Below are 24,742 nucleotides of genomic sequence, written 5' to 3' on the forward strand. Positions count from 1 at the left end.
TTTCCGAGTGGAGAGACACTCATCGCGGTGGGACGCGAAGATCGATGCGGGGGTACATCGGCCTTGACGTCTCGACCTTCGGGCGCACGCCGCCCGGAAACCTGCGGCCGCGGGAACGCGCGGCCGACCTGTCTGTCGTCAGCGCAGCTGGCTGGCGTCTTCGCCCTCGGCGGAGGCGGATTGCTGCGCCACGCCGCCGGCGAGCTTGACCTTCAGATTCTCGGTCATGAACTGCGTGCCGGCGGCGACCACGATGTCGCCGGGCTTCAATCCTTCGGTGACACGCACGCCATCGGCGGCGAACTCGGCGACCTTGACCGGGCGGGCATGAACGGTGTCGGCGCCACGATCGACGGTCCAGACGATCGACTGGCTGTCTTGCTTCGCCAGTGCGCTCAACGGGATCGAAACCAGCTGCTTTTCGTTGGCCGCCGACGCCTCGATATTGGCGGTCATGCCGAGAAGCACGCGCGGATCGTTGGGCAGGCTGACGCGGACGGCAAAGGTGCGTGATTGCGTATCGGCGCTGCCGGCGACTTCGCGGACCTTGCCGTCGAGCGCCAGCGTGTTGTCGGACCAGAACCCGGCCTTGACTGATTTGCCCGGCTTGAATTCGGCGATCTCCATTTCCGGCACCGCGATCAGCACTTCCTTTTCGCCGTCGACCGCGACGGTGACCACCGGCGTACCGGAGCCGACCACCTGGCCGACATCGGCGTTGACAGCCGTGACGATACCGTCCCTGTCAGCCTTGAGATCGGTATAGCCGACCTGGTTCTTGGCCTGGTCGAGCGACGAGCGGGCGGAGTCGCGCGTGGCGACCGCCTGGTCATAGGTCAGCGTTGCCTGCTCCAGCTGCGATTTCGGCGCAAAATTCTTGGCGAAAAGCTGTTCGGCGCGCTTGCGTGCAAGCTCTGTTGTCTCGACCTGCCGTTCGGCGGCATCGAGTGCGGCCTGCGCGCTCTTGACCGAGAGGTCGTAGTCGGTGGGATCGATGCGGGCGAGCACATCACCTGGCGCCACATGCTGGCCGATATCGACCAGACGCTCGGTGATCTTGCCGTTGACGCGGAAAGCCAGGGCGCTTTCGGTGCGGGCACGCACCGAGCCGGAATAGGAGAGCATGCGGGCGTCATGCGCCTGGGCGATCTCGACGACCTTGACCGGGCGGATGATGTCCTTGACTTCGGCTTTCTCCTGGCTGCAACCGACAAGAGCGAGCGCCGCGACGATCAAGCCCGCGACCGGCAACCGGTGGATGATGGAATGGGACAAAGACACCTTGGCACTCCCGAACTGGAGATGAACTGTCGACCGGCGCCCGGCGGGCGGCGGCTATTTTTTCAGGGCCTTGATCGCATAATCGATAAGGTCATCGGGCATCGCCCGGTTGGTCTTGGCGAGGCACTGCGCCACCATCTGCGGATGGCAAAGAATGATTGTGGCGGCGCCGAAGCAGCGGGATGCAATCACCGGGTCCTGCTCCCTGAATTCACCAGATTCGATGCCGTCACGGATGACCTCGGCGAAGAGATCGTGGATGCTGTCGATGTGCTTGTCGATGACGCTCCAGTCCCGCTCCATCGCGACGACGACCATCTCATGGACCTTCTGCTCGTCGAGCATGGTCTCCAGTGTCATCTTGTATTGCGCATGGATGTAGCGACGAAGCCGCTCCTCGGCGCTGACCGGCAGGTGCATGATCTCGTAGGCCATCTTGTAGCTGGCACCGAGCATGCGGCCGCAGACCGCCTGGTGGATTTCGACCTTGGAGGCAAAGAAACGATAGATGTTGGCCGGCGACATGCCGAGTTCGCGGGCAATGTCGGCAACATTGGTCTTGCCGTAGCCATAGTGCCGGAACAGGCGCTCGGCGCAGTCGAGAATGCGCGTCACATTCTCCTGCCTGGCGGCATCGGCGACTATGTTGGCGGCTTCGGACATGGCTCTTTCGTTTGACAAGTGACGAATTTCAATTTTCGTCAGTCGTAAATTGAAGAAGACGGGATGTCAACGCGAAATCGACGTACGCGTACAAGATAGTGACAGATGGTGACAGTGAGCGGGTGCGACAACCGGCGCTCGCGATTGGCGACCGGGCACCATGAGTTCGTCATCCTAGGGCGGAGCAAGGAGCGTAGCGACGCAGCGCAGACCCTAGGATCCATGCCGCGACGCCCGCCGAAGAATGAGGCGGATCAAAGAGTTATGCCGATCAACGCCGGCAGCCTGCGGAGAGCCGTTGGAGCACGGCCGCCAGGTCAGGGCATGGATCCTGGGGTTTCCGCGACGTCGCTTCGCGACTGCTCCACCCTAGGATGACGAAGTCGCCCAGGTCCGCGGCAAATTGTCGAGGCCTAGCAAGAATGACGGTGCGCTCACGCCACCTTGGCCATTTCCCGCAGCCGGAATTTCTGGATCTTGCCCGTCGAGGTCTTCGGTATCTCCGCGAAGATCACCGCTTTCGGCACTTTGAAGCGGGCCAGCAGCGCGCGGCAGTGCTCGATGATCTCGGACTCGGTCGCGGTCTTGCCCGGCTTCAACTCGACATAGGCAACCGGCACCTCGCCCCATTTGTCGTCATGGCGCGCCACCACGCCGCAAGAGGCGACGGACGGGTGCTTGTAGAGCGCATCCTCGACCTCGATCGAGGAAATGTTTTCGCCGCCCGAGATGATGATGTCCTTGGAACGGTCCTTGAGCTGGATGTAGCCGTCGGGATGCATGACGCCGAGATCGCCGGAGTGGAACCAGCCGCCGGCGAAGGCTTCGTCACTTGCCTTGCGGTTTTTCAGATAGCCCTTCATGACGATGTTGCCGCGGAACATGACCTCGCCGATGGTCTCGCCGTCGGCCGGCGTTGTCTGCATCGTCTCGGGGTCCATGATGGTCAGACCTTCGAGCGCGGCGTAGCGCACGCCTTGTCTTGCCTTCTTGGCGCTGCGCTCTCCCTTTGCGAGACCGTCCCATTCGCCGTGCCATTCGTTGACCACGGCCGGACCATAGGTCTCGGTCAGGCCGTAGAGATGGGTGACGGCAAAGCCGGCATCGGCCATGCCCGACAGCACGGCTTCGGGCGGCGGCGCGGCTGCGGTGTTGAAGGTGACGGTCTGCGCGAACGTTCGCTTGTCCTCGTCCTTCGCGTTGATCAGCACCGACATGACGACCGGCGCACCGCACAGATGAGTGACGCCATGGTCGGCGATGGCGTCGTAGATCGGCTTCGGCCGCACCCAGCGCAGGCAGACATGGGTGCCGGCCTGGACGGCGAGCGTCCACGGAAAGCACCAGCCATTGCAATGGAACATCGGCAGCGTCCAGAGATAGACGGCGTGCTTGGCCATGCCGGCATGGATGGTGTTGGTGTAGGCCATCAGGGCGGCACCGCGATGGTGGTAGACGACGCCCTTCGGATTGCCTGTCGTGCCGGAGGTGTAGTTGAGCGAGATGGCGTCCCATTCGTCGTCAGGCATCGACCAGGCGAAATCCTCGTCACCGCCGGCGACAAAATCCTCATAGTCCGCTGTGCCGATCCGCTCGCCCTTCGGATAGGGCGCGTCGGCGGCGTAGTCGGGATCGTCGTAGTCGATGACCAGCGGCTTGACCTTGGCCAGATCGAGCGCCTGCCGGACAACGCCTGAGAATTCGCGGTCGACGATGAGCACCCTGGTTTCGGCATGGTCGAGTTGGAACGCGATGACCGCGGCATCGAGGCGGGTGTTGAGCGAATGCAGCACCGCTTTGGTCATCGGCACGCCGAAATGCGCCTCCAGCATCGGCGGCGTGTTGGACAGCATGACGGTGACCGTGTCGCCCTTGCCGATGCCGCGCTTTTGCAAGGCCGAGGCGAGCTTCAGCGAGCGGCGCCAAAAATCACGGTAACTGAGGCGCTGGCGGCCATGGATGATGGCGATATGGTCGGGATAGGTCTTTGCCGCGCGCTCCAGATAGGTGAGCGGCGTCAGCGGCTGGTGGTTGGCCGCGTTCCTGTCGAGATCCTGTTCGTAGGGATTGCCCATCCCGTCCTCCCCAAAGTCCTTTTCGAGCTTTCTAACCTTAGGACTCTCGTCAGGCCATCCCCCTGAATGGCCGAAAATGCTATGCTATCCAGGCTTTGTAGAATGGCGATCCTGAATGAGTCTTGCCGAGAGGCGATCGCGCTCACGCATCCAAATTTGACTTTTGTCGAGAGCCGTGACTAATGTCAGCCGAGGAGGCGGCATGGCGATCCGACCGGCAGAACAGCTCATTCACAAAGCCGCCTGGCTCTATTATGCGCATGGTCTGCGGCAGGATCAGGTCGCAAGCCAGCTTAACATTTCCCGTGCTTCGGTGGCTATGTATCTGCGCAAGGCGCGCGAGACCGGCATCGTCAACATCTCGACCTCGACGCAGCTGTTCACCGACGACGTGATGGCGCGCAAGCTCGAGGACGCGCTGGGCCTCGACGCAGTCTGGATCGCGCCGGAGAACGGCCATATCCCGGACCCATCGACTGATATCGCCGTGCTGGCGGCGAGCGTCTTTCTCGAACTGGTCAAGAAGGGCGACCGTATTGGCGTCGCCTGGGGCCGCACCGTCTACACGATCGCCGACATCATGTCCTATGCCGACCTGCAGGATGTCACGGTGGTGCAACTCTGTGGCAATCTCGGCGCACCCTATTCCTACCGGCCAGACCAGTGCACGATGGAAATCGCGCGCCGGCTCAATGCCAAGGGCCTCAACTTCTACGCGCCGCTGGTGCTGTCGACGGAAGAGCTGGCACGCGCGCTGCGGGCCGAGCCGGTGATCCGTGAGCAGCTGTCGGGAATCAGAAACTGCGATCTGGCGCTCTACTCGGTCGGCGCGGTCGATGCCGACAGCCATCTGGTCAAATGCGGCGCCCTGACATCAGAAGAGATGGCGGAGCTGCGCAGCCGAGGAGCCGCAGGCGTCATTGCCGGGCAGATCATCGATGCCGAAGGTAAAGTTCTCGACTGCAGCTATAACCGCCGGGTGATCTCCGCCGAGCTTGCCTCGCTGCGCGCCATCGCCAGGCGGCTGATGGTGGTGCAGGAGGACAGCAAGTTCGAACCGCTGCTGGCGGCACTCGCCGGCGGGCTTTGCACGCATCTGGTGGTCGGCGCGCATATGGCGCAGCGGCTGCTCGATCATGCCGGAGCGGCGCCACAAAAAGCATCCTGAAAAGCAACCCTTCGCCGGCGCATTGTCATCAAGGCGTCGCGGCATTCCTGTTTCACCACCCAAGACAGCAACTGGACGAAGCGAACATGAAGAATTTGTGGAACGACGACGCGGCCGAGAAACTCGTTGCCGACTATGCGAAGAAGGGCGTCGGCCGCGATCTCGCGCTGCGCGTCTACACGACGCGGCTGCTGGGTGGCGTGCCGCAGCTGGTCCTGCATGGCGGCGGCAACACCTCCTGCAAGATCAAGGCGACCGACCTCGTCGGCGACGAATGGGACGTGCTGTGCGTCAAGGGCAGCGGCTGGGACATGGCGGTCATCGAGCCGCAAGGCCTGCCGGCGGTCAAGATGGGCGCGCTGCTCAAGGCGCGCGCGCTGGACAAGCTCGCCGACGAAGACATGGTGGCGTTGCAGCGGGCGAACCTGATCGACCCATCCTCGCCCAACCCTTCGGTGGAGACGCTGCTGCATGCCTTCCTGCCGCACAAATTCGTCGACCACACCCATTCGACCGCCATCCTGGCGATCGTCGACCAGGAAGACTCGAAGCCGCTGGTGAAGACGGTGTTCGGCGAGAAGATGGGCTACGTTCCCTACATCATGCCGGGCTTCGACCTCGCCAAGGCGGCGGCCGATGTCTTCGATGCCAACCCGACCGTGGAAGGCCTGATCCTGGACAAGCACGGCATCTTCACCTTCGGCCACGATGCCAAACAGGCCTACGACCGGATGATCCACTATGTGAATGTTGCCGAGGATTATGTGGCCAAGCATGCCAAGCCGCAGGCGGCAAAGGTGGCGCTGCCGGAAAAGCTTTCAACGCCGGCTTCCATCGCTCCGATGCTGCGCGGTGCCGTCGCGGTGGCACGCGGCGAAGGCCGTTTCGACCGCATGATCTCTGACTTCCGCACCTCCGACGCGATCGTCGACTTCATCAATTCGGCAGGGATTGCCGACTATGCCGGACGCGGCGTGTCGACACCTGACCTGTCGATCCGTATCAAGACCGGGCCGATGGCGGTGCCAGCGCCCGATACCGACAAGGCCGGCGACTACAAGGCCGTGATCAAGAGCCATGTCGATGCCTTCGCCCGGGACTATCGTGCCTATTTCGAGACCAATGACGCCCTCGACGACGTCAAGCGCACCATGCTCGACCCGATGCCACGGCTGACGCTGGTGCCGGGGCTCGGCATGTTCGGCCATGGCCGCACATTGAAGGATGCGAAGATCGCGTCGGATGTCGGCGAAATGTGGATCGAGGCGGTGCGCGGCGCCGAAGCGGTCGGCCGGTTCCATCCGCTGTCCAAGGCTGACCTGTTCCCGCTCGAATACTGGTCGCTGGAGCAGGCCAAGCTTGCCTCCAACAAGCCGAAGCCGCTGACCGGCCAGGTGGTGCTGATCACCGGCGGCGCCGGCGCGATTGGTGCTGCAACCGCGAAGTTGTTCGCCGACAATGGCGCCCATGCGGTCGTCGTCGATCTCGATGCTGAAAAAGCAGCTGACGCCGCCAAGAAGGCAGGCAACAATTCGATCGGCGTCGGCGCCGACATCACCGACCCGGCCCAGGTACGCGCCGCTTTCGACAAAGCGGTGGCCGTCTTCGGTGGGGTCGATATTCTCGTCTCCAATGCGGGCGCAGCCTGGGAAGGCCGTATCGGCGAGCTCGACGATGCGCTGCTGCGCAAGAGTTTCGAGCTCAATTTCTTCGCCCATCAGTCGGTGGCGCAGAACGCCGTGCGCATCATGCTGGAACAGGGCACCGGCGGTGTGCTGTTGTTCAACACCTCCAAGCAGGCGGTCAATCCGGGTCCGAAATTCGGCGCCTATGGCGTGCCGAAGGCGGCGACGCTGTTCCTGTCCAGGCAATACGCGCTCGACTACGGCGCCCACGGCATCCGCTCGAACGCCGTCAACGCCGACCGCATCCGCTCCGGCATTTTGACCGACGCCATGATCGCCAGCCGCTCCGGCGCACGCGGCGTCTCCGAGAAGGAATACATGTCCGGCAATCTGCTCGGCCAGGAAGTGACGGCGCAGGACGTGGCGCAGGCCTTCCTGCATCATGCGCTGGCCGAACGGACCACCGCCGACGTGACGACGGTCGACGGCGGCAACATCGCGGCGGCGCTGCGGTAGGTAGAACTTTCCTTGCGATCCCCTGCCGCAAGGCAGGGGATCATGGCATGAGATACAGGAAACCTAACAAATATTGTTAGTTCTTGTGAGGTGTGATAGTGGATCGGTATGAAAGCCGAACCGATGCGCACCCTAACCATTTCGCTCACCGCGAAGCAGAGTGCTCGCCTGCAAAGCGCCATCGAAGGCGGAGCGTATGCCTCCAACAGCGAGATTGTCCGCGACGCTCTTCGTCTGTGGGAGCAGCGCGAGGAGTTACGCGCCCTTGAACTCGAGCACCTGAAACGCGCCTATGCCGACGGCATGGCCAGCGGCAAGCCGGTGGAAGTCGAACCCGCCGAGTTTCTACGCAATCTGAAGGCAGAACGCCGCGCCCGTGGCTAGATATCGGCTCACACCGCGCGCCGCGCAGGATTTGCGGGACATCTGGAACACCATAGCAATCGACAATGAAAAGGCAGCGGACAGGCTGCTGATGCGCATTTTTGAGAAGCTGGACCTGGCGGCACACCACCCCAAGATGGGCACGGCCCGGCCGGAATTGAGCGCGACAGCCCGCGTGCTCATCGAAGGCCGCTACATCGTCATCTACGAACCGCAACCGGACGGCGTCCTGGCTGTGGCTGTCGTCCACGGGATGCGCGATCCGGAACACTGGCTGTAAGCGAGAGCCTGCCTCCACATGAAAAGGGCGGCTCATGGCCGCCCTTTTGCGTTTGTCAGACCCGCGTCTACTTCGCGTTCGGGTTCGGCATCCAGGCCGGCATGGCGACATCGGCATGGGCGAACTGCGGCAGCTTGGCCGACAGGTCTTCCATGTTCTTGATGTCCTTGTCGATCAGCTCCTTCTGGGTGATCAGCGTCGGCGGCACGATGACATTGTGGCCAGGATCTTCACCGGCCAGCAGTTGCGCCAGCGCGCGCACCGAGACCTGACCGACGACGGCCGGGTTGGTCGCAGCGGTCGCCGCCCAGGCGCTGTCGGGCTCGCGCATGGCTGATATATCCGAGGTCGAGATGTCGGCCGAATAGATCTTGATGCCCTTGTTCAGGCCGGCCTCGTCGACGGCGATCTTCACGCCCTTGGCGAATTCGTCATAGGGGGCGAACATCACCTTGATGTCCGGGTGGGCCGACAGCACCGAACGCGCCTGGTTGGCGACGGAGTTGGCGATCGGGTTGTCGAGCGTGCCGAACATCGCGACTTCCTTGATGCCCGTATATTTTTTCTTCACGTCGACCCAGGTCTCGTTGCGGCGGTCGAGCGGCGCGATGCCGGCGACATAGACATAGCCGGCATTCCAGCTCTCGCCATTGTCCTTGACCGCCTGCTCGAGCGCGAGGCGGGCAAGGTCTTTATCCGATTGTTCGATCTGCGGGATCTTGGGGTTTTCGACATTGACGTCGAACGCCACCACCTTGATGCCGGCGTCGACCGCACGCTGGGCGGCGTCCTTCATCGATTCCGTCAGGCCGTGCTGGATGATGATGCCCTGCACACCGAGCGCGATGGCCTGGTCGACCATGTCGGACTGGAGGGCTGCGTCCTGGCGGCTGTCGAGCACGCGCAAGTCGATGCCGAGCGCCTTCGACTGTGCCTCGACGCCCGAAAGATAGGCCTGGAAGAAGTCGCCGGTCGAGAGATAGCGCACCAGCGCGATCTTGACGCCGGGCTTGTCGAACGGCGCCGGCTTGTCCGCGGCCAGCGCCGGGAACTGCATCAGCATGGTTGCGCCGGCCAGTCCGAGCGCCACCTTCCCCAGAAGTCTTCTTGTGATGTTCACCTTGTTTCCTCCACTCTTTGTTGAACTCGAAAATCCTGTCCGGTCGAAACTACCCCCTGCCCCTGCCCGAAAGGGCAAAGGTGAAGACAAGGGCGACGACCAGAACCACGCCCTTGACGAAATCCTGCGTGTAATAAGGCGCGTTCATCATCGTCAGGCCTTGCAGCAGGATGCCGACGAACAACGCGCCGACGGCGGTGCCGAAAGCGTTTGGCTTGGCAGCACCCAGCACCGCGTAGCCGATCAACGCCGCGGCGACCGCATCGAGCAGCAAATTGTTGCCCGAGGCGATATCGCCACGTCCAAGCCGGGCAGCGAGCAAAATGCCGCCGATCGAGGCAAAAACGCCTGAAATGACGTAGGCCCAGATCTTGTATGCCTTGACCGGCGCACCGGCGAGTTCGGCGGCGCGCTCATTTGAGCCGACGGCATACATCATGCGGCCGAAGCGGGTGTATTCGAGGAAGAACCAGATCAGTACGGCGAGCACCAGCAGCACGACCACCGACACCGGAATGAGGTTCGGGATGAAGAAGTCGAAGCGATGGCGGCCAAGCGCCAGGAAGGCGTCGCCGAACTTGCCATTGGCGACCGAGCCGTCGGGCATGGTCATGCCGGTGGCGATCGAACGGCCCTCGGTCGGGATGCGCTGCAGGCCGACGAGCAGGAACATCATGCCGAGCGTCGCCAAGAGATCGGGCACGCGCATATAGACGATCAGCCAGCCATTGATCAGGCCGACAATGGCGCCGATGAGCAGGCAGACGACGACCGCAACGACGGCGTTCTGCTCCAGCACCACCATGACATAGGCCGCCGCCATCATGGCCGAGGTGGCGACCGAGCCGATCGACAGGTCAAAGCCACCGACGACGAGCGTCGCGGTGACGCCGAGCGCCAGCACACCGGTGATGGCGACCGACTGGAAGATGAAGACGGCACTTTGCGGCGAGACGAACCCGTCGGCGGCGATCGCGAAATAGGCGACGAGCCCGAACAACAGGACGATGAATCCATAGCGGATGGCGTAGTCGCGCAGCGTCATTCAGCGCACCCCGGCGCCGCTGCCCTGTTTACCCAACTCGAACCCATAGTCTCTCCGTTCCAATTCAATCGATCGCCACGCTCAGGCCGCGCTGTGCAGCGGCCCGCCGGCGACCTCGGCCAGCAAGCGATCGAGATCGACTTCGGCATTGCGGTGTTCGCCGACGATTGTGTGCTCCGACATCACCAAAATGCGGTCGGCCGTCTCCAGCGCCTCGTCGAGTTCGGTGACGAACAAAAGCGTCGCGCGGCCATGGGCGCTTGCCCTCAGCTTGGCGGCGATGTCGCGCCGGGCCGAAATGTCGACACCCTGAAACGGCTCGTCGAGGATGAACAGCTTCGCGTCTTGTGCCATCCAGCGGGCGACCATCACCTTCTGCTGGTTGCCGCCGGACAGTGCCGACATTTCGTCCTTCTCGGAGCGGCAGACGATGCTGAGTTCCTCGATCTGCCGGCGCGCGGTGGCGCGTTCGAGGCGTCGCTTGAGCACGCTCAGATTCGACATCCGCTTGAGGAATGGCAGGCTGACATTGCGCTCGATGTTGAAGCCGCCGACGATGCCGCTGGTGGCGCGGTCCTTGGCGACGAGGAACACGCCGGCGGCGATCGCGTCACCCGCCGAGCGCGGCGCATAGGGCTTGCCGTTCATCGTCATGGTGCCGGCGAGCGGCTTGCGCACACCAAACAGCGTTTCGGCAAGTGCTGTCTTGCCGACGCCCACAAGGCCGGTGATGGCGACGACCTCGCCATCGCCAAGCGTCAGTGAAATCGGCCTGGCGCCCTGCACGATGCGCAGGCCTTCGACGGTCAGGACCGGTTTGACTGAGTCCCTGGCAACGATCTGATCGAGATGGATCTTGCGGCCAAGCATGGCGTTGACCGCGCCTTCATAGTCGAGCGGTTTCCTGTCGAAGACGCCGGAGATGACGCCGTCGCGCATCGAGACGATGCGGTCGGCAAGCCGCCTGATGTCGGACATGCGGTGCGAGATGTAGAGGATAGCCACGCCTTGCTCGCGCAGCCTGTCAACCAGCGCGAACAGCCGGTCGGCCTCGGCGCTGGAGAGTGAGGAGGTCGGCTCGTCGAGGATCAGCACCTTCGGCTGATGCGCCAAGGCCCGCGCGATCGCCACCATCTGGCGATCGGCCAACGAAAGGTCGTTGACGCGGGCTTTCAAATCGATGGCCAGCCCCATGCGGTCGGCGACGGCCTTGGCTTCGCGGCGAACGCGGACCGGATTGAACAGGGTCGGCACGCCCCGGCCGCTCAGTCTGTCGAGCGTCAGATTGGTCGCGACATCGAGATCGGCCACGACACCGTCATTGATGTTCTGGTGCACAGTGACGACGCCGGCGCGGATCGCTTCCGCCGGCGTGTTCGGCGCGAAGTCTTGGTCAGCCAATGTCATGGCGCCGCCGCCGCGCTCGTAGACGCCGCTGATGATCTTGACGAGGGTGGATTTGCCGGCGCCATTGGCGCCCATCAGCACGGTCACTTCGCCGGAATGCAGCTCGAGCGAGATGCCGCCAAGCACCTCGTTGCGGCCAAAGGATTTCCTCAGTCCCTCTACGCGGAACACGGCATTGCCGACCATGCGTTCCTCCCTGACCACGACGCTATGGTCAATATCGGCAATTGTCAACACGATTGACAATTGCCAGATCGCTTCCTAGCTTGGCCCGACCGCCATGCCTCCGTTATGTTCGGAGTGCATATGCGAGAGGATGACGATGACTGGGAAATTGCCGTTCGAAGCACTGTCGGTGGAGACGCTTGCAACGCGCCTCGGCGCCAACGAGGCGCTATGCGCCAAGATCGGCAGGGACACGACACACTGGAAGGTCCGCGAAGTCGGTGACGGCAATCTGAACCTCGTCTTTATCGTCGAGGGCGCCAGCGGTGCTGCCGTGGTCAAGCAGGCCCTGCCCTATGTCCGCTTGGTCGGCGACAGCTGGCCATTGCCGCTGAAGCGTTCCTTCTTCGAATATCACGCGCTGACAAGGCAAGAGGCGCGCGCGCCCGGCTCCGTGCCGGCGATCTATTACTTCGATGAAGGCCAGGCCTTGATCATAATGGAGTATCTGGCGCCGCCACACATCATTCTCAGGCGCGCCCTGATCGACGGGCGCCAGCTTCCGAACATCGCCAGGGATATCGGCCTGTTCATGGCCCGCACGCTGTTCCGTGGTTCCGACCTGTCGATGGTGACCAGGGATCGCAAGGCCGATCTGGCGCTGTTCGCCGACAATGTCGATCTCTGCGACATCACCGAGAATCTGGTGTTTTCAGACCCTTACTTCGACGCAAAAATGAACCGGCACACGTCGCCGCAGCTTGACGCGCTGGTCGCCGAACTGCGCGCCGATCGCGACCTCAAGGTCGAAGCGCAACGGCTGAAGCACATTTTCGCCGCCAATGCCGAGACGCTGCTGCATGGCGATCTGCATTCCGGCTCGATCATGGTCACCGACACAGAGACCAGGATGATCGATCCGGAGTTCGCCTTCTACGGACCGATGGCCTTCGATGTCGGCATGCTGCTGGCCAATTTCTGGATGTCGTTCTTCTCGCAGCGCGGGCATGAGGAGAAGGGCAAGCGCGATGCCATGCGCGCCTATCTGCTCGGAGTCACCACAGAGACATGGGCGGTGTTCCGCGCCGAGTTCTCGCATCTGTGGCGCAGCGAGCGGACCGGCATGCTCTACCAAAAAAGCCTGTTCGAGGATCAAGGCGACAGGTTGGGCGCCGAGCAGGCGCTCGACCATGTGCTGCACCAGATATGGACCGACCTGCTCGGCTTTGCCGGCATCGAGGTGCACCGGCGCATCCTCGGCCTCGCCCACAATGCCGATTTCGAGACCATCGCCGACGAGGACCTGCGCGCCTCCTGCGAGGCGAAGGCACTGAAATTCGGCCGTCACATCGCCGTCAACCGGCGCCAGATACACAGCATCGACGAGGTCAACACTCTGGCCACGCTGATCGAACAGGAGAACAGCATTTGAACGTCGGCGACCGCCACTATCGCACCATCTGGCTGAGCGACGACGGACGTTCGGTTGACATCATCGACCAGCGCTGGCTGCCGCATGATTTTCGCGTCGAGACGATCGGCACGGTCACCGGCATCGCCACCGCGATCCGCGACATGTGGGTGCGCGGCGCGCCGCTGATCGGCGTCACCGCGGCCTATGGCGTCGCCATGCAGATGGCGGATGATCCTTCCGACGCAGCGCTCGACGCCGTGTGGGAGATGCTCCACGAGACGCGCCCGACGGCGATCAATCTGCGCTGGGCGCTGGACGAGATGCGGCGCTTCCTCCGCCCGCTGCCAACAGAACAACGCGCCGCAGCCTCCTATCGGCGTGCCGGTGAGATCGCCGACGAGGATGTCGGGCTGAACCGCGCCATCGGCGAGAACGGTCTTGCCATCATCAAGGCGATCGCCGCGCGCAAGCAGCCGGGCGAGACGGTCAACATCCTGACCCATTGCAATGCCGGCTGGCTGGCCACCGTAGACTACGGCACCGCCACCGCGCCGATCTATCTCGCAACCGAGGCCGGCATTCCCGTTCATGTCTATGTCGACGAGACGCGGCCGCGCAACCAGGGCGCCCAGCTGACCGCCTGGGAGATGGCCGGGCATGGCGTGCCGCACACGCTGATCGTCGACAATGCCGGCGGCCATCTGATGCAGCGCGGCGCAATCGACATGGTCATCGTCGGTACCGACCGCACCACCGCCGATGGCGATGTCTGCAACAAGATCGGCACCTATCTGAAGGCGCTCGCCGCCGCCGACAATGACGTGCCGTTCTATGTCGCGCTGCCGTCGCCGACCATCGATTGGACGGTGCATGATGGGCTGAACGAAATCCCGATCGAGCAGCGCTCAGCCGACGAGGTCTCGCTTGTCTGGGGCAAGACCGCCGGCGGCGAGATCGCCCAGGTGCGCATCTCGCCCGAAGCGACGCCAGCCGCGAACCCGGCCTTCGACGTAACGCCGGCGCGGCTGGTGACCGGACTGATCACCGAACGCGGCATCGCCAAGGCCTCGCGCGAGGCGCTGAAGGCGATGTTCCCCGAACGCGGATAGCGCTCGGTCGGCCCTGCGGCTGACACGGTGACGTCGCCAAGCCCCGAAATTCCTCGCACCCTGTCTTGCCCAGGCATCTCCTCTGTGCGGGGAGATCCGCCGGCTTTTTATGGCCTTGCAACCTCGATCGTTCGCGAACGCTTCGTGAGCCGACGACACACCACCAATCTCCCCAAGCCAAGATGCCCCGAGCACGGGAAACTCCCTTCCAGCTCAACACACGGTTGCTTGCGCATTTGGTATGCTGGTATAATATGTACCTGGTATGGCGTCCTCGACAGAGCGCCGTAGTCGAGTGGCAGAGCCGGACCGGCAGGGTTCGGCGCATTGTGTTCTTGGGAGGAACCATCATGAGGTTTGTGACTGTGGCGGCGCTTGCCAGCGCCGCGCTGGCGAGTGTGTGCGTGCTGCCGGCAATGGCATCGTCGGACAAGCCGGTCATCGCACTGACCAACGCCTATTACGGCAACACCTGGCGGCACCAGATGGTGGAGGCTTTCGAAGCCTCGGCCAAGGAAGCAAAGGCGGCTGGACAGATCGCCGACTACATCGTCATGAACGGCGATGGCTCGGTGGCGCAGCAGAACAGCCAGATCGCCGAACTGATCCTCAAGAAGGTCGATGTGCTCGCGGTCGACGCCGCCTCGGAAACCGCGGTCAACGGCATCATCGAGAAGGCCTGCAAGGCCGGCATCATCGTCGTCTCCTTCGATTCGGTCGCCTCGGCGCCTTGCAACTACCAGCTCAATTTCGACTTCAAGGGCTACAAGGCGACCCAGGCCGAGGCCGTCTTCAAGATGCTCGGCGGCAAGGGCAATGTCATCCAGGTACGCGGCGTCAAAGGCTCGGCCCCGGACAACGACATGTTCAACGCACAGCAATCGGTGCTGGCGAAATATCCCGACATCAAGGTTGTCGCCACCGTCTATGGCCAGGCGACGGCCTCGGTCGCGCAGGCGGCCATCGCCAATGTCCTGCCCTCGCTGCCGCATGTCGATGCGGTGCTCGGCCAGGGCGGCAGCGACGATGTCGGCATTGCCCAGGCCTTCGTCCAGTATGGCGGCGACTATGCCGGCAAGATGCCGATCATCGAAGGCGGCGGCGGCACCGACTTCGTCAAATGGTGGGCCGACGAGAACGCCAAGAACGGCTACCAGACGGTTTCGATGAACACGACGCCCGGCATTGGTGGCGCCGCGTTCTGGCTCGGCCTGTCCCTGCTCAAGGGCGCCAAGGCACCCAAGATGATGATCATGCCTGTCGCGACCGTCGATGCCAGCAACCTTAAGGACTATGCGAAGCTGCCGGGCGGCCAGATCATCAGCCCCAGCTATTCGCTCGATTGGGTCAAGCAGAACCTGCTGAGCAAGTAACGCGACCAGCACAATGGATCGGACGCCGAAGGGCGCCCGATCCTTGGCCGTGAAGAAACGGAGGACGAATGTCCCACCTTGCCGTTGCCGATCAGAAGGGCGCAGCCGCCATGGCACCCGCCGCTCGGCAGGAAATTGTCTCCCTTTCACAGATCACCAAGAGTTTCGGACCAACGCTGGCGAATGCCGAGATCGATCTCGCCGTTTCGGCCGGTGAGATCATCGGCCTCGTCGGCGGCAACGGCGCCGGCAAGTCGACGCTGATGCGCATTCTTTGCGGCACGATGTGGCCGACGCTGGGCTCGATCGCTTTCGCCGGCCAGGCTCTGAGTTTCGCCGGCTACGACACGGCGGAAGCGCAACGGCGCGGCATCCGCATGGTGCATCAGGAACTGTCGCTGTGCGCCAACCTGTCAGTGGCCGAGAACTTCTTTCTGGAGACGCCGCAGGACGCGGCAAGCCGGCCGGGCTGGCGGAGGCTTTACAGAGGCCGCGCTCGCTCGGCACTGGATGCCGTCTTTCCCGGCAATGGTATCGATGTGGATGCGCAAGTCAGCGAGCTCTCCATCGCTGAACGGCAGATGGTCGAGATCGCGCGCGCCGCCGCCACGCCTGGCGTCAGGCTCATCGTCCTCGATGAGCCGACCTCCTCGCTCGATCTCGATCGCTCCAGGCAGTTGCGGGCTTTCATCCGCGAGCGGGCCAAGGCCGGCCTGGCCTTCATCTTCATCAGCCACAAGCTGCAGGAGGTCATCGACATCGCCGCGCAGGTGGTCGTGCTGCGCAACGGACGCAGCGCCTGGCGCGGCGACGTGGCGGAAACGTCGATCGGCAAGCTGGTGCAACTCATGGGCGGCGACGCCAATCCAGTCCATCAGCACGGCGCCACCGTCGCCAGCACCGGAGGCGCATTGGTGCGGCTGTCCGGGGCGCTGACATCCGAACTCGGCCGCGAAATCGAGATCGCGCGCGGTGAGATCGTCGGACTGGCGGGGCTCGAAGGCAGCGGCCAGAAGGATCTGCTGCATGCCATCTTCAAGCCGGGAAAGGATGCCGCCGTCACCCGTACCGGCGAAGCCGGCTTCATTGCCGGCGACCGTCAGAAGGAAGGCGTGTTCCCGCTGTGGAGCGTGCTGGGCAACATCTCCATCGGCAGCCTTGCGCGTCGCCCGGCGCTGGGCCTGGTCTCGGACCGGGTCAACCGCGAGGCCACGGCCGACGCCGCCGGCCGGCTGCGACTCGACGAAAACCGCTTCGGATCCAACATTCTGGAGCTGAGCGGCGGCAACCAGCAGAAGGCGCTGGTTGCCCGCGCGCTTGTCGCCGATACACCAATCATCCTGCTCGATGATCCGACGCGCGGCGTCGACATCGCCACCAAGCAGGATTTCTACCGGCTCTGCAACGACATCGCGCGCAGCGGACGCACACTTGTCTGGCACACCACCGAGGACGCCGAACTGCTGGCCTGCGACCGCGTGCTGGTCTTTGCCGGCGGCCGGATCGTCAAGGAACTGACCGGCGAGGCTATCACCGAAGCGGCGATCGTCGGGGCATCCTTCGTCCAGCAGACGGACAAGCGCGCCGAGGCCGCGCACGGCAAGGGTGCGGCCGGGCTTGCCCGCAGGCTGGTCAACGCGGCTCCCTTCATAGGCCTCGCCGCCGTGCTGGCAGTGATGATCTCGGCCAATCCGGCGGTCGCCTCGGTCTTTGGCCTCGACCTGCTGCTGATGCCGGCGCTGTCGCTGGTGCTGGTGACGGCGGCGCAGATGTTCATCGTCGGCGGCAGCGAAATCGATCTCGGCGTCGGCGCCTTCGCCGGCCTGATCAGCGTGCTCAGCGCCACGCTGCTCTACGACCAGCCATGGCTTGGCGCGCTGGCGCTTTTGGCTGCGGTCGCCGCCTATGCAGCGCTCGGTGGCCTGATCCAGGCGCGAAAGATCCCGGCCATCGTCGTCACGCTCGGCGCCTCCTTCATCTGGGTGGGGCTGGGTTATGCGCTGCAGCCGACGCCGGGCGGCGCCAGCCCTGAATGGCTGACGGCGCTGTTCGGCTGGTCGCTCGACTTCCTGCCGACATCCATCATCCTCATCGCGGCGGTTGCCCTGGTGGTGTTGGTAATCGACCGGCTGCCACTCGGCGTGGTGCTGCGCGGCTTCGGCAACAACCCCACCGCGATGATCCGCTCGGGCTGGTCGCCGACACGCTACGCACTGGTGCGCTATCTCATCGCCGGCCTGTTCGCGGCGGCCGCCGGCTTGTCGCTGACGGCGATCAACACGGCGAGCGACATCAATTCCGGCAATTCGTTCACGCTGCTCAGCGTCGCCGCCGTGGTGATGGGCGGATGCTCGCTGCTCGGCGGCATCGTCTCGCCGGTCGGCGCCATCGCCGGCGCGGTGACGTTGTCGCTGATCGGCGCGCTGCTCGGCACGCTCAATGTCAGCAGCGACTTCAACGCCGCGACGCAAGGGCTGATCCTGATCGCGCTCCTGACGTTGCGCGGGCTGACTGCCGACCGAGGGAGCGAACAATGAACGCGCTGTCCGCCTTCACCTTGTGGGCCCAGAAAAACCGCTGGATCTGGGCCGCCATCGGCGTGCTCCTGCTCTGGCTGGTGCTTTCGGTGGTGACCAACCGGTTCAGCCTGTCCAGCCTGTCGGGCATCATATTATCGGCCTCGTTCCTGACGGTCGTCGGCATCGGCCAGATGTTCGTCGTCACCACCGGACGCGGCAACATCGACCTTTCCGTCGCCTCGGCGATCACGCTCAGCGCCTTCGTCGCGCTGCTCACCATCAAGGGCCAGGATGCCAACCTTGCCATTGGCGTCGCCGCTGCCCTCCTGCTCGGCCTTGCGGTCGGGCTGCTCAATTCGCTGCTCGTCGTCGGTCTCGGCATTCCGGCGATCATCGCGACGCTCGCCACCGGCTATGTGCTGGCGACCGCGACGCTGCTGTCGAACAAGGCAATCCCGGGCTTTGCCGTCAGCCCGGCGCTGAAAGGTCTGGCGACGGGCCGCATCTCGGGTGTTCCGATCATGGCCGTCATCGCCATTCTCGGCGTGGCGGCGGCCTCCTTCGTGCTGCGCTACACCGTGTTCGGGCAGTTGCTGTCGGCGGTCGGCCAGAACCGCGCGGCCGCCCGGCTCGCCGCCATCAACAACGGCCGGGTGATCGCGGCGGCCTTCATCATCTCGTCGGTGCTGGCCTCGCTCGATGGCCTGCTGCTCGGCGCCTATATCGGCGGCGCCTTCCTCGAAATGGGCCAGCCCTATCTGCTGCAGTCGATCGCCGCGGTGGTGCTCGGCGGCACGCTGATCTTCGGCGGCTCGGCGACCGCGCTCGGCACCCTGTTCGCCAGCATCCTGCTCATCCTGATCGTCACCACCATGCAGATTATCGGGCTGCCGCCCGGCGCCCAGGACATCGTCCAGGGCATCGTCGTCATCTTTGTCCTGGCGCTGGCGGGGCGACAGGCATTGGCGCGGCGCGCCACTGTCGATGCCGCTGATGGAGCGTCGCCGAAGACGCAGGCGAGCGCGGCCACCGCCCCGCCGGAGTGACGACCAAAGCCAAGGATTCCTCTTGCCAAATTATGGTAGAGTGATCATACCAGTATATAAGGTGACGATCGCACGACGATCGCTTAGGGTTCAAGGAGCAAGGCCAGATGACGACGATTGCGCTGTTCGGTGCGGGCGGGAAAATGGGCTACCGCCTGTCGACCAATTTTCGCGGATCGGACTACACGATCCGCCATGTCGAGATCAGCGAGGCGGGCAAGGAGCGGCTGAAAACCGGTCTGGGCTTCGATGCGGTCGGCGTCGATGAGGCGCTCAAGGGCGCCGAGGTCGTGATCCTGGCGGTGCCGGACACACATATCGGCAAGGTCGCCGCCAGCATCGAAAGCAAGCTGGCCCCTGGCACGATGGTGATCGTGCTCGATGCCGCGGCCCCTTTCGCCGGGCACCTGCCGAACCGTGCCGACCTGACCTATTTCGTCACCCATCCCTGCCATCCGCCGATCTTCAACGACGAGACCGACATGGCCGCCAAGAAGGACTTTTTCGGCGGCGTCAAAGCCAAACAGCATTTCGTCAGCGCCCTGATGCAAGGGCCGGAGGCGGACTATGCCAAGGGTGAGAAGATCGCCCAGATCATCTGGGCGCCAGTGATGCGCTCGCATCGCGTCACGGTCGAGCACATGGCGCTGCTGGAACCCGGCCTTTCGGAGACGGTGTGCGCTTCGCTGCTCGTCGTCATGAAGGAAGCGCTCGACGAAGTCGTGGCACGCGGTGTCGACCGGCAGGCGGCGCTGGATTTCCTGCTCGGCCACATGAACGTGCTCGGCGCCGTCATCTTCGGCGAGACCAAGGGCGTTTTCTCCGATGCCTGCAACAAGGCCATCGAATTCGGCAAGCCGGTGCTGATGCGCGACGACTGGAAGCGCGTCTTCGAGCCGGAAGAAATCGCCGCCTCCATCCAGCGCATTACGTGAGGCTGGCAGCCTTCCCTTCTCCCCTCGCAGGAGAAGGGAAGACATCAACCGCTCAGATACAGATCATCTGAAATAGTGGTTGACTCATTATACCAGTTGGCTAAGCTGTTCGCGAACTCGGATCAATCAGGTTGCTGGGAAACCTGGACGAGTGGAGGACGGCTGGGGAGCGACGATCCGTTGAGGAGGAGCCGGCACGCGGCTTTTGAATCCGGGGCGACCCGCAGCCTGACCAATTCAATGCATCAGCCTTGATCGATCAAGGCACGAGCTTTTCAACGGGAGGACTTCATGAAACTCACTCGCAGAATGACGCTTGCGGCTTTCGCCGGCGTGCTGGCACTTGGCACGGCGGCGCCGGCCTTCGCGGCCGACCTGATCGCGATCATCACCCCCTCGCACGACAATCCGTTCTTCAAGGCGGAAGCTGTCGGCGCCGAGGCAAAGGCCAAGGAACTTGGCTACGAGGCGCTGGTTCTGGTGCATGACGACGACGCCAACAAGCAGTCGCAACTGATCGACACCGCGATCGGCCGTGGCGCCAAGGCGATCATCCTCGACAATGCCGGTGCCGACGCCACCGTCGCCGCCGTGCAGAAGGCCAAGGACGCCGGCATCCCCTCCTTCCTGATCGACCGCGAGATCAACGCCACCGGCGTCGCCGTGGCGCAGATCGTCTCCAACAACTACCAGGGTGCCCAGCTCGGCGCGCAGGAGTTCGTCAAGCTGATGGGCGAGAAGGGCAATTATGTCGAGCTGGTCGGCAAGGAATCCGACACCAATGCCGGCATCCGCTCCAAGGGCTATCACGACGTGATCGACGACTATCCGGACCTGAAGAAGGTCGCGCAGCAGTCGGCCAACTGGAGCCAGACCGAGGCCTATTCCAAGATGGAATCGATCCTGCAGGCCAATCCCGATATCAAGGGCGTGATCTCCGGCAACGACACGATGGCGATGGGTGCCTATGCGGCGCTCGCCGCCGCGAACCGCAAGGATGTCATCGTCGTCGGCTTCGACGGCTCCAACGACGTGCGCGACTCCATCACATCAGGCGGCATCAAGGCGACGGTGCTGCAGCCGGCCTACGCCCAGGCGCAGATGGCGGTCGAGCAGGCCAACGACTTCATCAAGAACAAGAAGTCGCCGGAGAAGGAAAAGCAGCTGATGGACTGCGTGCTCGTCAATGGCGACAATGCCGCCAAGCTGGAAACCTTCGCGCTGAAGAACTGAGCCGGCGCAACGCAAACAGCGAGGGACGAACCCAGGGTTCGTCCCTCGCCTCCTTTTCACCGGGATGCTTTGACCTTCATGCTGAACAAGCCGGTATGGCCCACCAAAGTAACCGGGCAGATTAAAGCGATTTGGCCGATCCTTGCGCTGGCCGCCGGCATCGGCCTCAGCGCCTGCAAGATCCTGCCGACGCCATCGGCGCAAGGCAGTGCCGGCGACGCGTCCGGCTTCAACCCGGACAAGATGGTCGAGGAGATCTGGGCCGCGAAGGTCATTCCGTATCTGCAGCAGAAGGCCGGGCCGTTCGCCGAGGTCCATGCGCTGGCGAAGACCGATCAGGCGGCGGCCGGCGCTAAATACGGCAACCCCAAGAAGCAGGCGAATTCGCCATGGACCTTCGCGGTCCGCGTCGAGGGCAAGATCGTCGCCGCCAACACACAGTCGCGCGCGGCAACGATGGATATCGACGTCGACGGCGACGGCAAGGCGGATGCGCGCGTCCAAATCGGGCCGGCGATGCGCGGAACCGCACTGCGCGACAGCCTCGACTTCGTCCAGTTCAACGATTTCACGAACCAGATCGACTTCGCCCAGTTCGGCAAGGCGTTCAACGCCTATGCCGACAAGACCGTGCTGTCCAAGCTGCCGCGCGAAGCGCTGGAGGGCCGCACCGTCAAGGTGCTTGGCGCCTACACGATCGAAGGCGGCCAGGACCTGCCATTGGTGACCCCGGCGGAGGCCGAGATCGGGCCGAAGCCATGAACGCGGCGACCGGTCACGAAATCATCCTGAAGCTGGAAGACGTCTCGAAAGTCTATGCCGGCACCGTCGCGGTCAAGCAGGCCAATTTCGAGGTGCGCAAGGGCGCGGTCAATGTGCTGGTCGGTGAAAACGGCGCCGGCAAATCGACGCTGATGAAGATCATCGCCGGCGTCGAGCAGCCGACGGCCGGCCGCATCCTGCTCGACGGCAACGAGGTCTCCTTCTCCTCGTCCGGTGATGCGGTGAACCGCGGCATCGGCATGGTGTTCCAGGAGCTGAACCTGTTCGGCAACATGACGGTTGCCGAGAACATTTTTGCCACGCGCGAGATCACCAACCGGTTTCGCAAGATCGACCGCAAGGAACAGGAACGGCGGGCCGGTGAATTCCTCGATCGGCTCGAAGCCGGTATCCGGCCGGATATGCTGGTCGAGGATCTGCGCATCGGCCAGCAGCAGCTGGTCGAGATCGCCAAGGCTGTCTCGCTCGATGCGCGCATCCTGATCATGGATGAGCCGACCTCGGCGCTGAGTGCCGCTGAAGTCGAGATCCTGTTCAAGGTGATCGCCGACCTCAAGGCGCGTGGCGTAGCGATCGTCTACATTTCGCACCGGCTCGAGGAGCTGATCCGCATCGGCGACTACATCACCGTGCTGCGCGATGGCCGCATCACCGGCCAGGAGGAGGTGAAGAACGTCGACACGCAGTGGATCGTGCGGCAGATGATCGGCTCGGACGCCAAGGATTTCGCCAAGGCCGACGGCCATGTTCCCGGCGAGGAGGTGTTCCGCGCCGAGGACATCTGCCTGCCGCGCGCCACTGGCGGACTGGCGGTCGACCACGTCTCGCTGTCGCTGCGCGCCGGCGAGATTTTGGGCATCTACGGGCTGATGGGCGCCGGGCGCAGCGAGCTGTTCGACTGCATCATGGGCCGCCACGGCCATGCCAGCGGCAAGATCTTCATCGACGGAAACCATATCAGGGAACGCGACACGACGCGGCGCATCAGGCGCGGTCTGGCGCTGATCCCGGAAGACCGCCAGCGCGAGGGCCTGGTGTCGATCCTCTCCGTCGCCAGCAACCTGACATTGGCGAGCCTGTCGCGCTTCGTCACCCTCTTCCACATCCGTGGCGGTGCCGAGGGGCAGGCCGTGGCGCAGATGGTGCGGGAACTCGCGATCAAGGTCGCCGACCCGGCGCAGGAGGTCTCGTCGCTGTCCGGCGGCAACCAGCAGAAGGTGGTGATCGGCAAGGCGCTGCTCACCGGACCGAAGGTGCTTTTGATGGACGAGCCGAGCCGCGGCATCGATGTCGGCGCCAAGGCCGACGTCTTCCGCACCATGCGCAAGCTGTCGCGCGATGGGCTGGGCATCCTCTTCGCCACGTCCGACCTCGATGAGGTGATGGCGCTGTCCGACCGGATCGCGGTGATGAGCAATGGCAAACTGACAGGCATGTTCGACCGGGCCGAGGCGACCGAAGCGGCGATCGTCGCCGCATCGGCGCTTGGCCATGGACCCGCCCATCTTGCCCCCGCATATGGAGAGCAACGCTGATGACTGACATTCCGGCCAGGGCGGCTCCCTCTTCGGCCTCCAGCGGCTCCGCGCTGCTGACGCTGATGAAGCTCAGGACCTTCATCGCGCTGATTGCCGTGCTGGTGTTCTTCTCCATCGCGGCGCCGAACTTCCTGTCGGCCGCCAATCTGATCCTGATGGCCAAGCATGTGGCGCTCAACGCCTTCCTCGCCATGGGCATGACCTTCGTCATCATCACCGGCGGCATCGACCTTTCGGTCGGCTCGATCGTCGGCCTGTGCGGCATGGTGGCCGGCTATCTCGTGCTCAACGGCATCGATCTGCAGATCGGCTACACCATCTACTTCAACGTGGTCGAGATCGCATTGATCACGCTGGCGGTCGGTATTTTGATCGGCGCCGTCAACGGATTGCTGATCACCCGGCTCAATGTCGCGCCCTTCATCGCCACGCTCGGCGTGCTCTATGTGGCACGCGGCCTGGCGCTGCTATCGTCCGACGGCCGCACCTTCCCCAACCTGGTCGGCAAGCCGGAACTCGGCACCACCGGCTTCGGTTTCCTCGGCGCCGGCCGGCTCGTCGGCTTGCCGGTCTCGATCTGGATCCTGATCGTGGTGGCGCTGGGGGCGGCCTATCTCGCCCGGTACACGCCGCTTGGCCGCCACATCTTCGCCGTCGGCGGCAATGAGCGCGCGGCACGCATCTCCGGCGTGCGCGTCAACATGGTCAAGATGTTCGTCTACATGTTCTCCGGCTTCTGCGCGGCGATCGTCGGCCTGATCATCTCCTCGGAGTTGATGGCCTCGCATCCAGCGACGGGCGAAAGCTTCGAACTGAACGCCATCGCCGCGGCGGTGCTTGGCGGCACCTCGATGTCGGGCGGTCGCGGCACGATCGGCGGCACCATCGTCGGCGCCTTCGTCATCGGCATCCTGTCGGACGGGCTGGTGATGATGGGCGTGAGCTCCTTCTGGCAGATGGTGATCAAGGGCCTGGTCATCATCGTCGCCGTCGTCGTCGACCAGGCGCAGCGCCGGCTTCAGCAGCGTGTCACCCTGATGCAGATGGCAAAGGCGGGTTGAGC

General features: G+C 63.8%; 20 protein-coding genes. 14 read left to right on the forward strand and 6 right to left on the reverse strand.

What is annotated here, in order from left to right:
* Nucleotides 1–138: 138 nt before the first annotated feature.
* From DBIPINDM_RS07165 to DBIPINDM_RS07175, 3 genes are all read right to left on the reverse strand, one after another.
* Nucleotides 139–1,281, reverse strand: coding sequence for an efflux RND transporter periplasmic adaptor subunit (locus DBIPINDM_RS07165; RefSeq protein WP_258585077.1), 1,143 nt, complete (start codon nucleotides 1,279–1,281; stop codon nucleotides 139–141).
* A 54-nt stretch (nucleotides 1,282–1,335) separates the two neighbouring features.
* The gene (locus tag DBIPINDM_RS07170) at nucleotides 1,336–1,944 is read right to left on the reverse strand and encodes a TetR family transcriptional regulator (RefSeq protein WP_258585078.1); all 609 of its coding nucleotides are present in this window, start codon (nucleotides 1,942–1,944) and stop codon (nucleotides 1,336–1,338) included.
* 434 nt (nucleotides 1,945–2,378) lie between these two features.
* Nucleotides 2,379–4,019, reverse strand: a complete 1,641-nt coding sequence (locus tag DBIPINDM_RS07175) for an acyl-CoA synthetase (protein WP_258585079.1) — start codon at nucleotides 4,017–4,019, stop codon at nucleotides 2,379–2,381.
* Nucleotides 4,020–4,221: 202 nt separating this feature from the next.
* Between DBIPINDM_RS07175 and DBIPINDM_RS07180 the strand changes: the two genes are divergently transcribed.
* The 4 genes from DBIPINDM_RS07180 (at nucleotide 4,222) to DBIPINDM_RS07195 (ending at nucleotide 7,992) form a co-directional block, all read left to right on the forward strand.
* Nucleotides 4,222–5,187: a sugar-binding transcriptional regulator gene (locus DBIPINDM_RS07180; RefSeq protein WP_258585080.1), complete on the forward strand. Its 966-nt coding sequence runs from the start codon at nucleotides 4,222–4,224 to the stop codon at nucleotides 5,185–5,187.
* Between the two features lie 86 nt (nucleotides 5,188–5,273).
* Nucleotides 5,274–7,328 (forward strand): bifunctional aldolase/short-chain dehydrogenase, encoded by a 2,055-nt coding sequence (locus tag DBIPINDM_RS07185; protein ID WP_258585081.1) that lies wholly within the window; start codon nucleotides 5,274–5,276, stop codon nucleotides 7,326–7,328.
* Nucleotides 7,329–7,451: 123 nt separating this feature from the next.
* The gene (locus tag DBIPINDM_RS07190) at nucleotides 7,452–7,712 is read left to right on the forward strand and encodes a ribbon-helix-helix domain-containing protein (protein WP_416361773.1); all 261 of its coding nucleotides are present in this window, start codon (nucleotides 7,452–7,454) and stop codon (nucleotides 7,710–7,712) included.
* Complete coding sequence (locus DBIPINDM_RS07195) at nucleotides 7,705–7,992, forward strand: type II toxin-antitoxin system RelE/ParE family toxin (protein WP_258585083.1); 288 nt, start codon at nucleotides 7,705–7,707, stop codon at nucleotides 7,990–7,992. Before DBIPINDM_RS07190 ends, DBIPINDM_RS07195 begins: the two co-directional genes overlap by 8 nt.
* A 67-nt stretch (nucleotides 7,993–8,059) precedes the next feature.
* Here DBIPINDM_RS07195 and DBIPINDM_RS07200 read toward each other — a convergent pair whose 3' ends face one another.
* The 3 genes from DBIPINDM_RS07200 to DBIPINDM_RS07210 form a co-directional block, all read right to left on the reverse strand.
* A complete protein-coding gene (locus DBIPINDM_RS07200; RefSeq protein ID WP_258585084.1) occupies nucleotides 8,060–9,112 on the reverse strand; it encodes a substrate-binding domain-containing protein in 1,053 nt (350 codons plus the stop codon).
* Nucleotides 9,113–9,161: 49 nt separating this feature from the next.
* Nucleotides 9,162–10,157: an ABC transporter permease gene (locus DBIPINDM_RS07205; protein ID WP_095791243.1), complete on the reverse strand. Its 996-nt coding sequence runs from the start codon at nucleotides 10,155–10,157 to the stop codon at nucleotides 9,162–9,164.
* 81 nt (nucleotides 10,158–10,238) lie between these two features.
* Nucleotides 10,239–11,750: a sugar ABC transporter ATP-binding protein gene (locus DBIPINDM_RS07210; RefSeq protein ID WP_258585085.1), complete on the reverse strand. Its 1,512-nt coding sequence runs from the start codon at nucleotides 11,748–11,750 to the stop codon at nucleotides 10,239–10,241.
* A gap of 136 nt (nucleotides 11,751–11,886) precedes the next feature.
* On the opposite strand from DBIPINDM_RS07210, the gene mtnK reads away from it, so the two are divergent.
* The 10 genes from mtnK (at nucleotide 11,887) to DBIPINDM_RS07260 (ending at nucleotide 24,740) form a co-directional block, all read left to right on the forward strand.
* Complete coding sequence (gene mtnK / locus DBIPINDM_RS07215; RefSeq protein WP_258585086.1) at nucleotides 11,887–13,161, forward strand: S-methyl-5-thioribose kinase; 1,275 nt, start codon at nucleotides 11,887–11,889, stop codon at nucleotides 13,159–13,161.
* On the forward strand, nucleotides 13,158–14,252 hold the full coding sequence (gene mtnA / locus DBIPINDM_RS07220; protein ID WP_258585087.1) for an S-methyl-5-thioribose-1-phosphate isomerase: 1,095 nt from the start codon (nucleotides 13,158–13,160) through the stop codon (nucleotides 14,250–14,252). Before mtnK ends, mtnA begins: the two co-directional genes overlap by 4 nt.
* Before the next feature lie 350 nt (nucleotides 14,253–14,602).
* A complete protein-coding gene (locus DBIPINDM_RS07225) occupies nucleotides 14,603–15,625 on the forward strand; it encodes an ABC transporter substrate-binding protein (protein WP_258585088.1) in 1,023 nt (340 codons plus the stop codon).
* A 68-nt stretch (nucleotides 15,626–15,693) separates the two neighbouring features.
* Complete coding sequence (locus DBIPINDM_RS07230) at nucleotides 15,694–18,162, forward strand: ATP-binding cassette domain-containing protein (protein WP_258585089.1); 2,469 nt, start codon at nucleotides 15,694–15,696, stop codon at nucleotides 18,160–18,162.
* Nucleotides 18,159–19,190, forward strand: a complete 1,032-nt coding sequence (locus DBIPINDM_RS07235; protein WP_258585090.1) for an ABC transporter permease — start codon at nucleotides 18,159–18,161, stop codon at nucleotides 19,188–19,190. The genes DBIPINDM_RS07230 and DBIPINDM_RS07235 overlap by 4 nt, the downstream gene beginning before the upstream one ends.
* 107 nt (nucleotides 19,191–19,297) lie before the next feature.
* Entirely contained in the window at nucleotides 19,298–20,125 is an 828-nt protein-coding gene (locus DBIPINDM_RS07240) for a phosphogluconate dehydrogenase C-terminal domain-containing protein (protein ID WP_258585091.1), read from the forward strand.
* A gap of 291 nt (nucleotides 20,126–20,416) precedes the next feature.
* Nucleotides 20,417–21,358 (forward strand): D-ribose ABC transporter substrate-binding protein, encoded by a 942-nt coding sequence (locus DBIPINDM_RS07245; RefSeq protein WP_258585092.1) that lies wholly within the window; start codon nucleotides 20,417–20,419, stop codon nucleotides 21,356–21,358.
* Between the two features lie 78 nt (nucleotides 21,359–21,436).
* Nucleotides 21,437–22,120: a DUF2291 family protein gene (locus DBIPINDM_RS07250; RefSeq protein ID WP_258585093.1), complete on the forward strand. Its 684-nt coding sequence runs from the start codon at nucleotides 21,437–21,439 to the stop codon at nucleotides 22,118–22,120.
* On the forward strand, nucleotides 22,117–23,676 hold the full coding sequence (locus tag DBIPINDM_RS07255; RefSeq protein WP_258585094.1) for a sugar ABC transporter ATP-binding protein: 1,560 nt from the start codon (nucleotides 22,117–22,119) through the stop codon (nucleotides 23,674–23,676). The genes DBIPINDM_RS07250 and DBIPINDM_RS07255 overlap by 4 nt, the downstream gene beginning before the upstream one ends.
* Nucleotides 23,676–24,740 carry an ABC transporter permease gene (locus DBIPINDM_RS07260; RefSeq protein WP_258585095.1) on the forward strand — a complete coding sequence of 355 codons (1,065 nt, stop codon included), beginning with the start codon at nucleotides 23,676–23,678 and terminating at the stop codon, nucleotides 24,738–24,740. Before DBIPINDM_RS07255 ends, DBIPINDM_RS07260 begins: the two co-directional genes overlap by 1 nt.
* Nucleotides 24,741–24,742: the final 2 nt, after the last annotated feature.

The organism is Mesorhizobium sp. AR02 (assembly GCF_024746835.1).
In the GTDB taxonomy this organism is placed as follows: Bacteria; Pseudomonadota; Alphaproteobacteria; order Rhizobiales; family Rhizobiaceae; genus Mesorhizobium.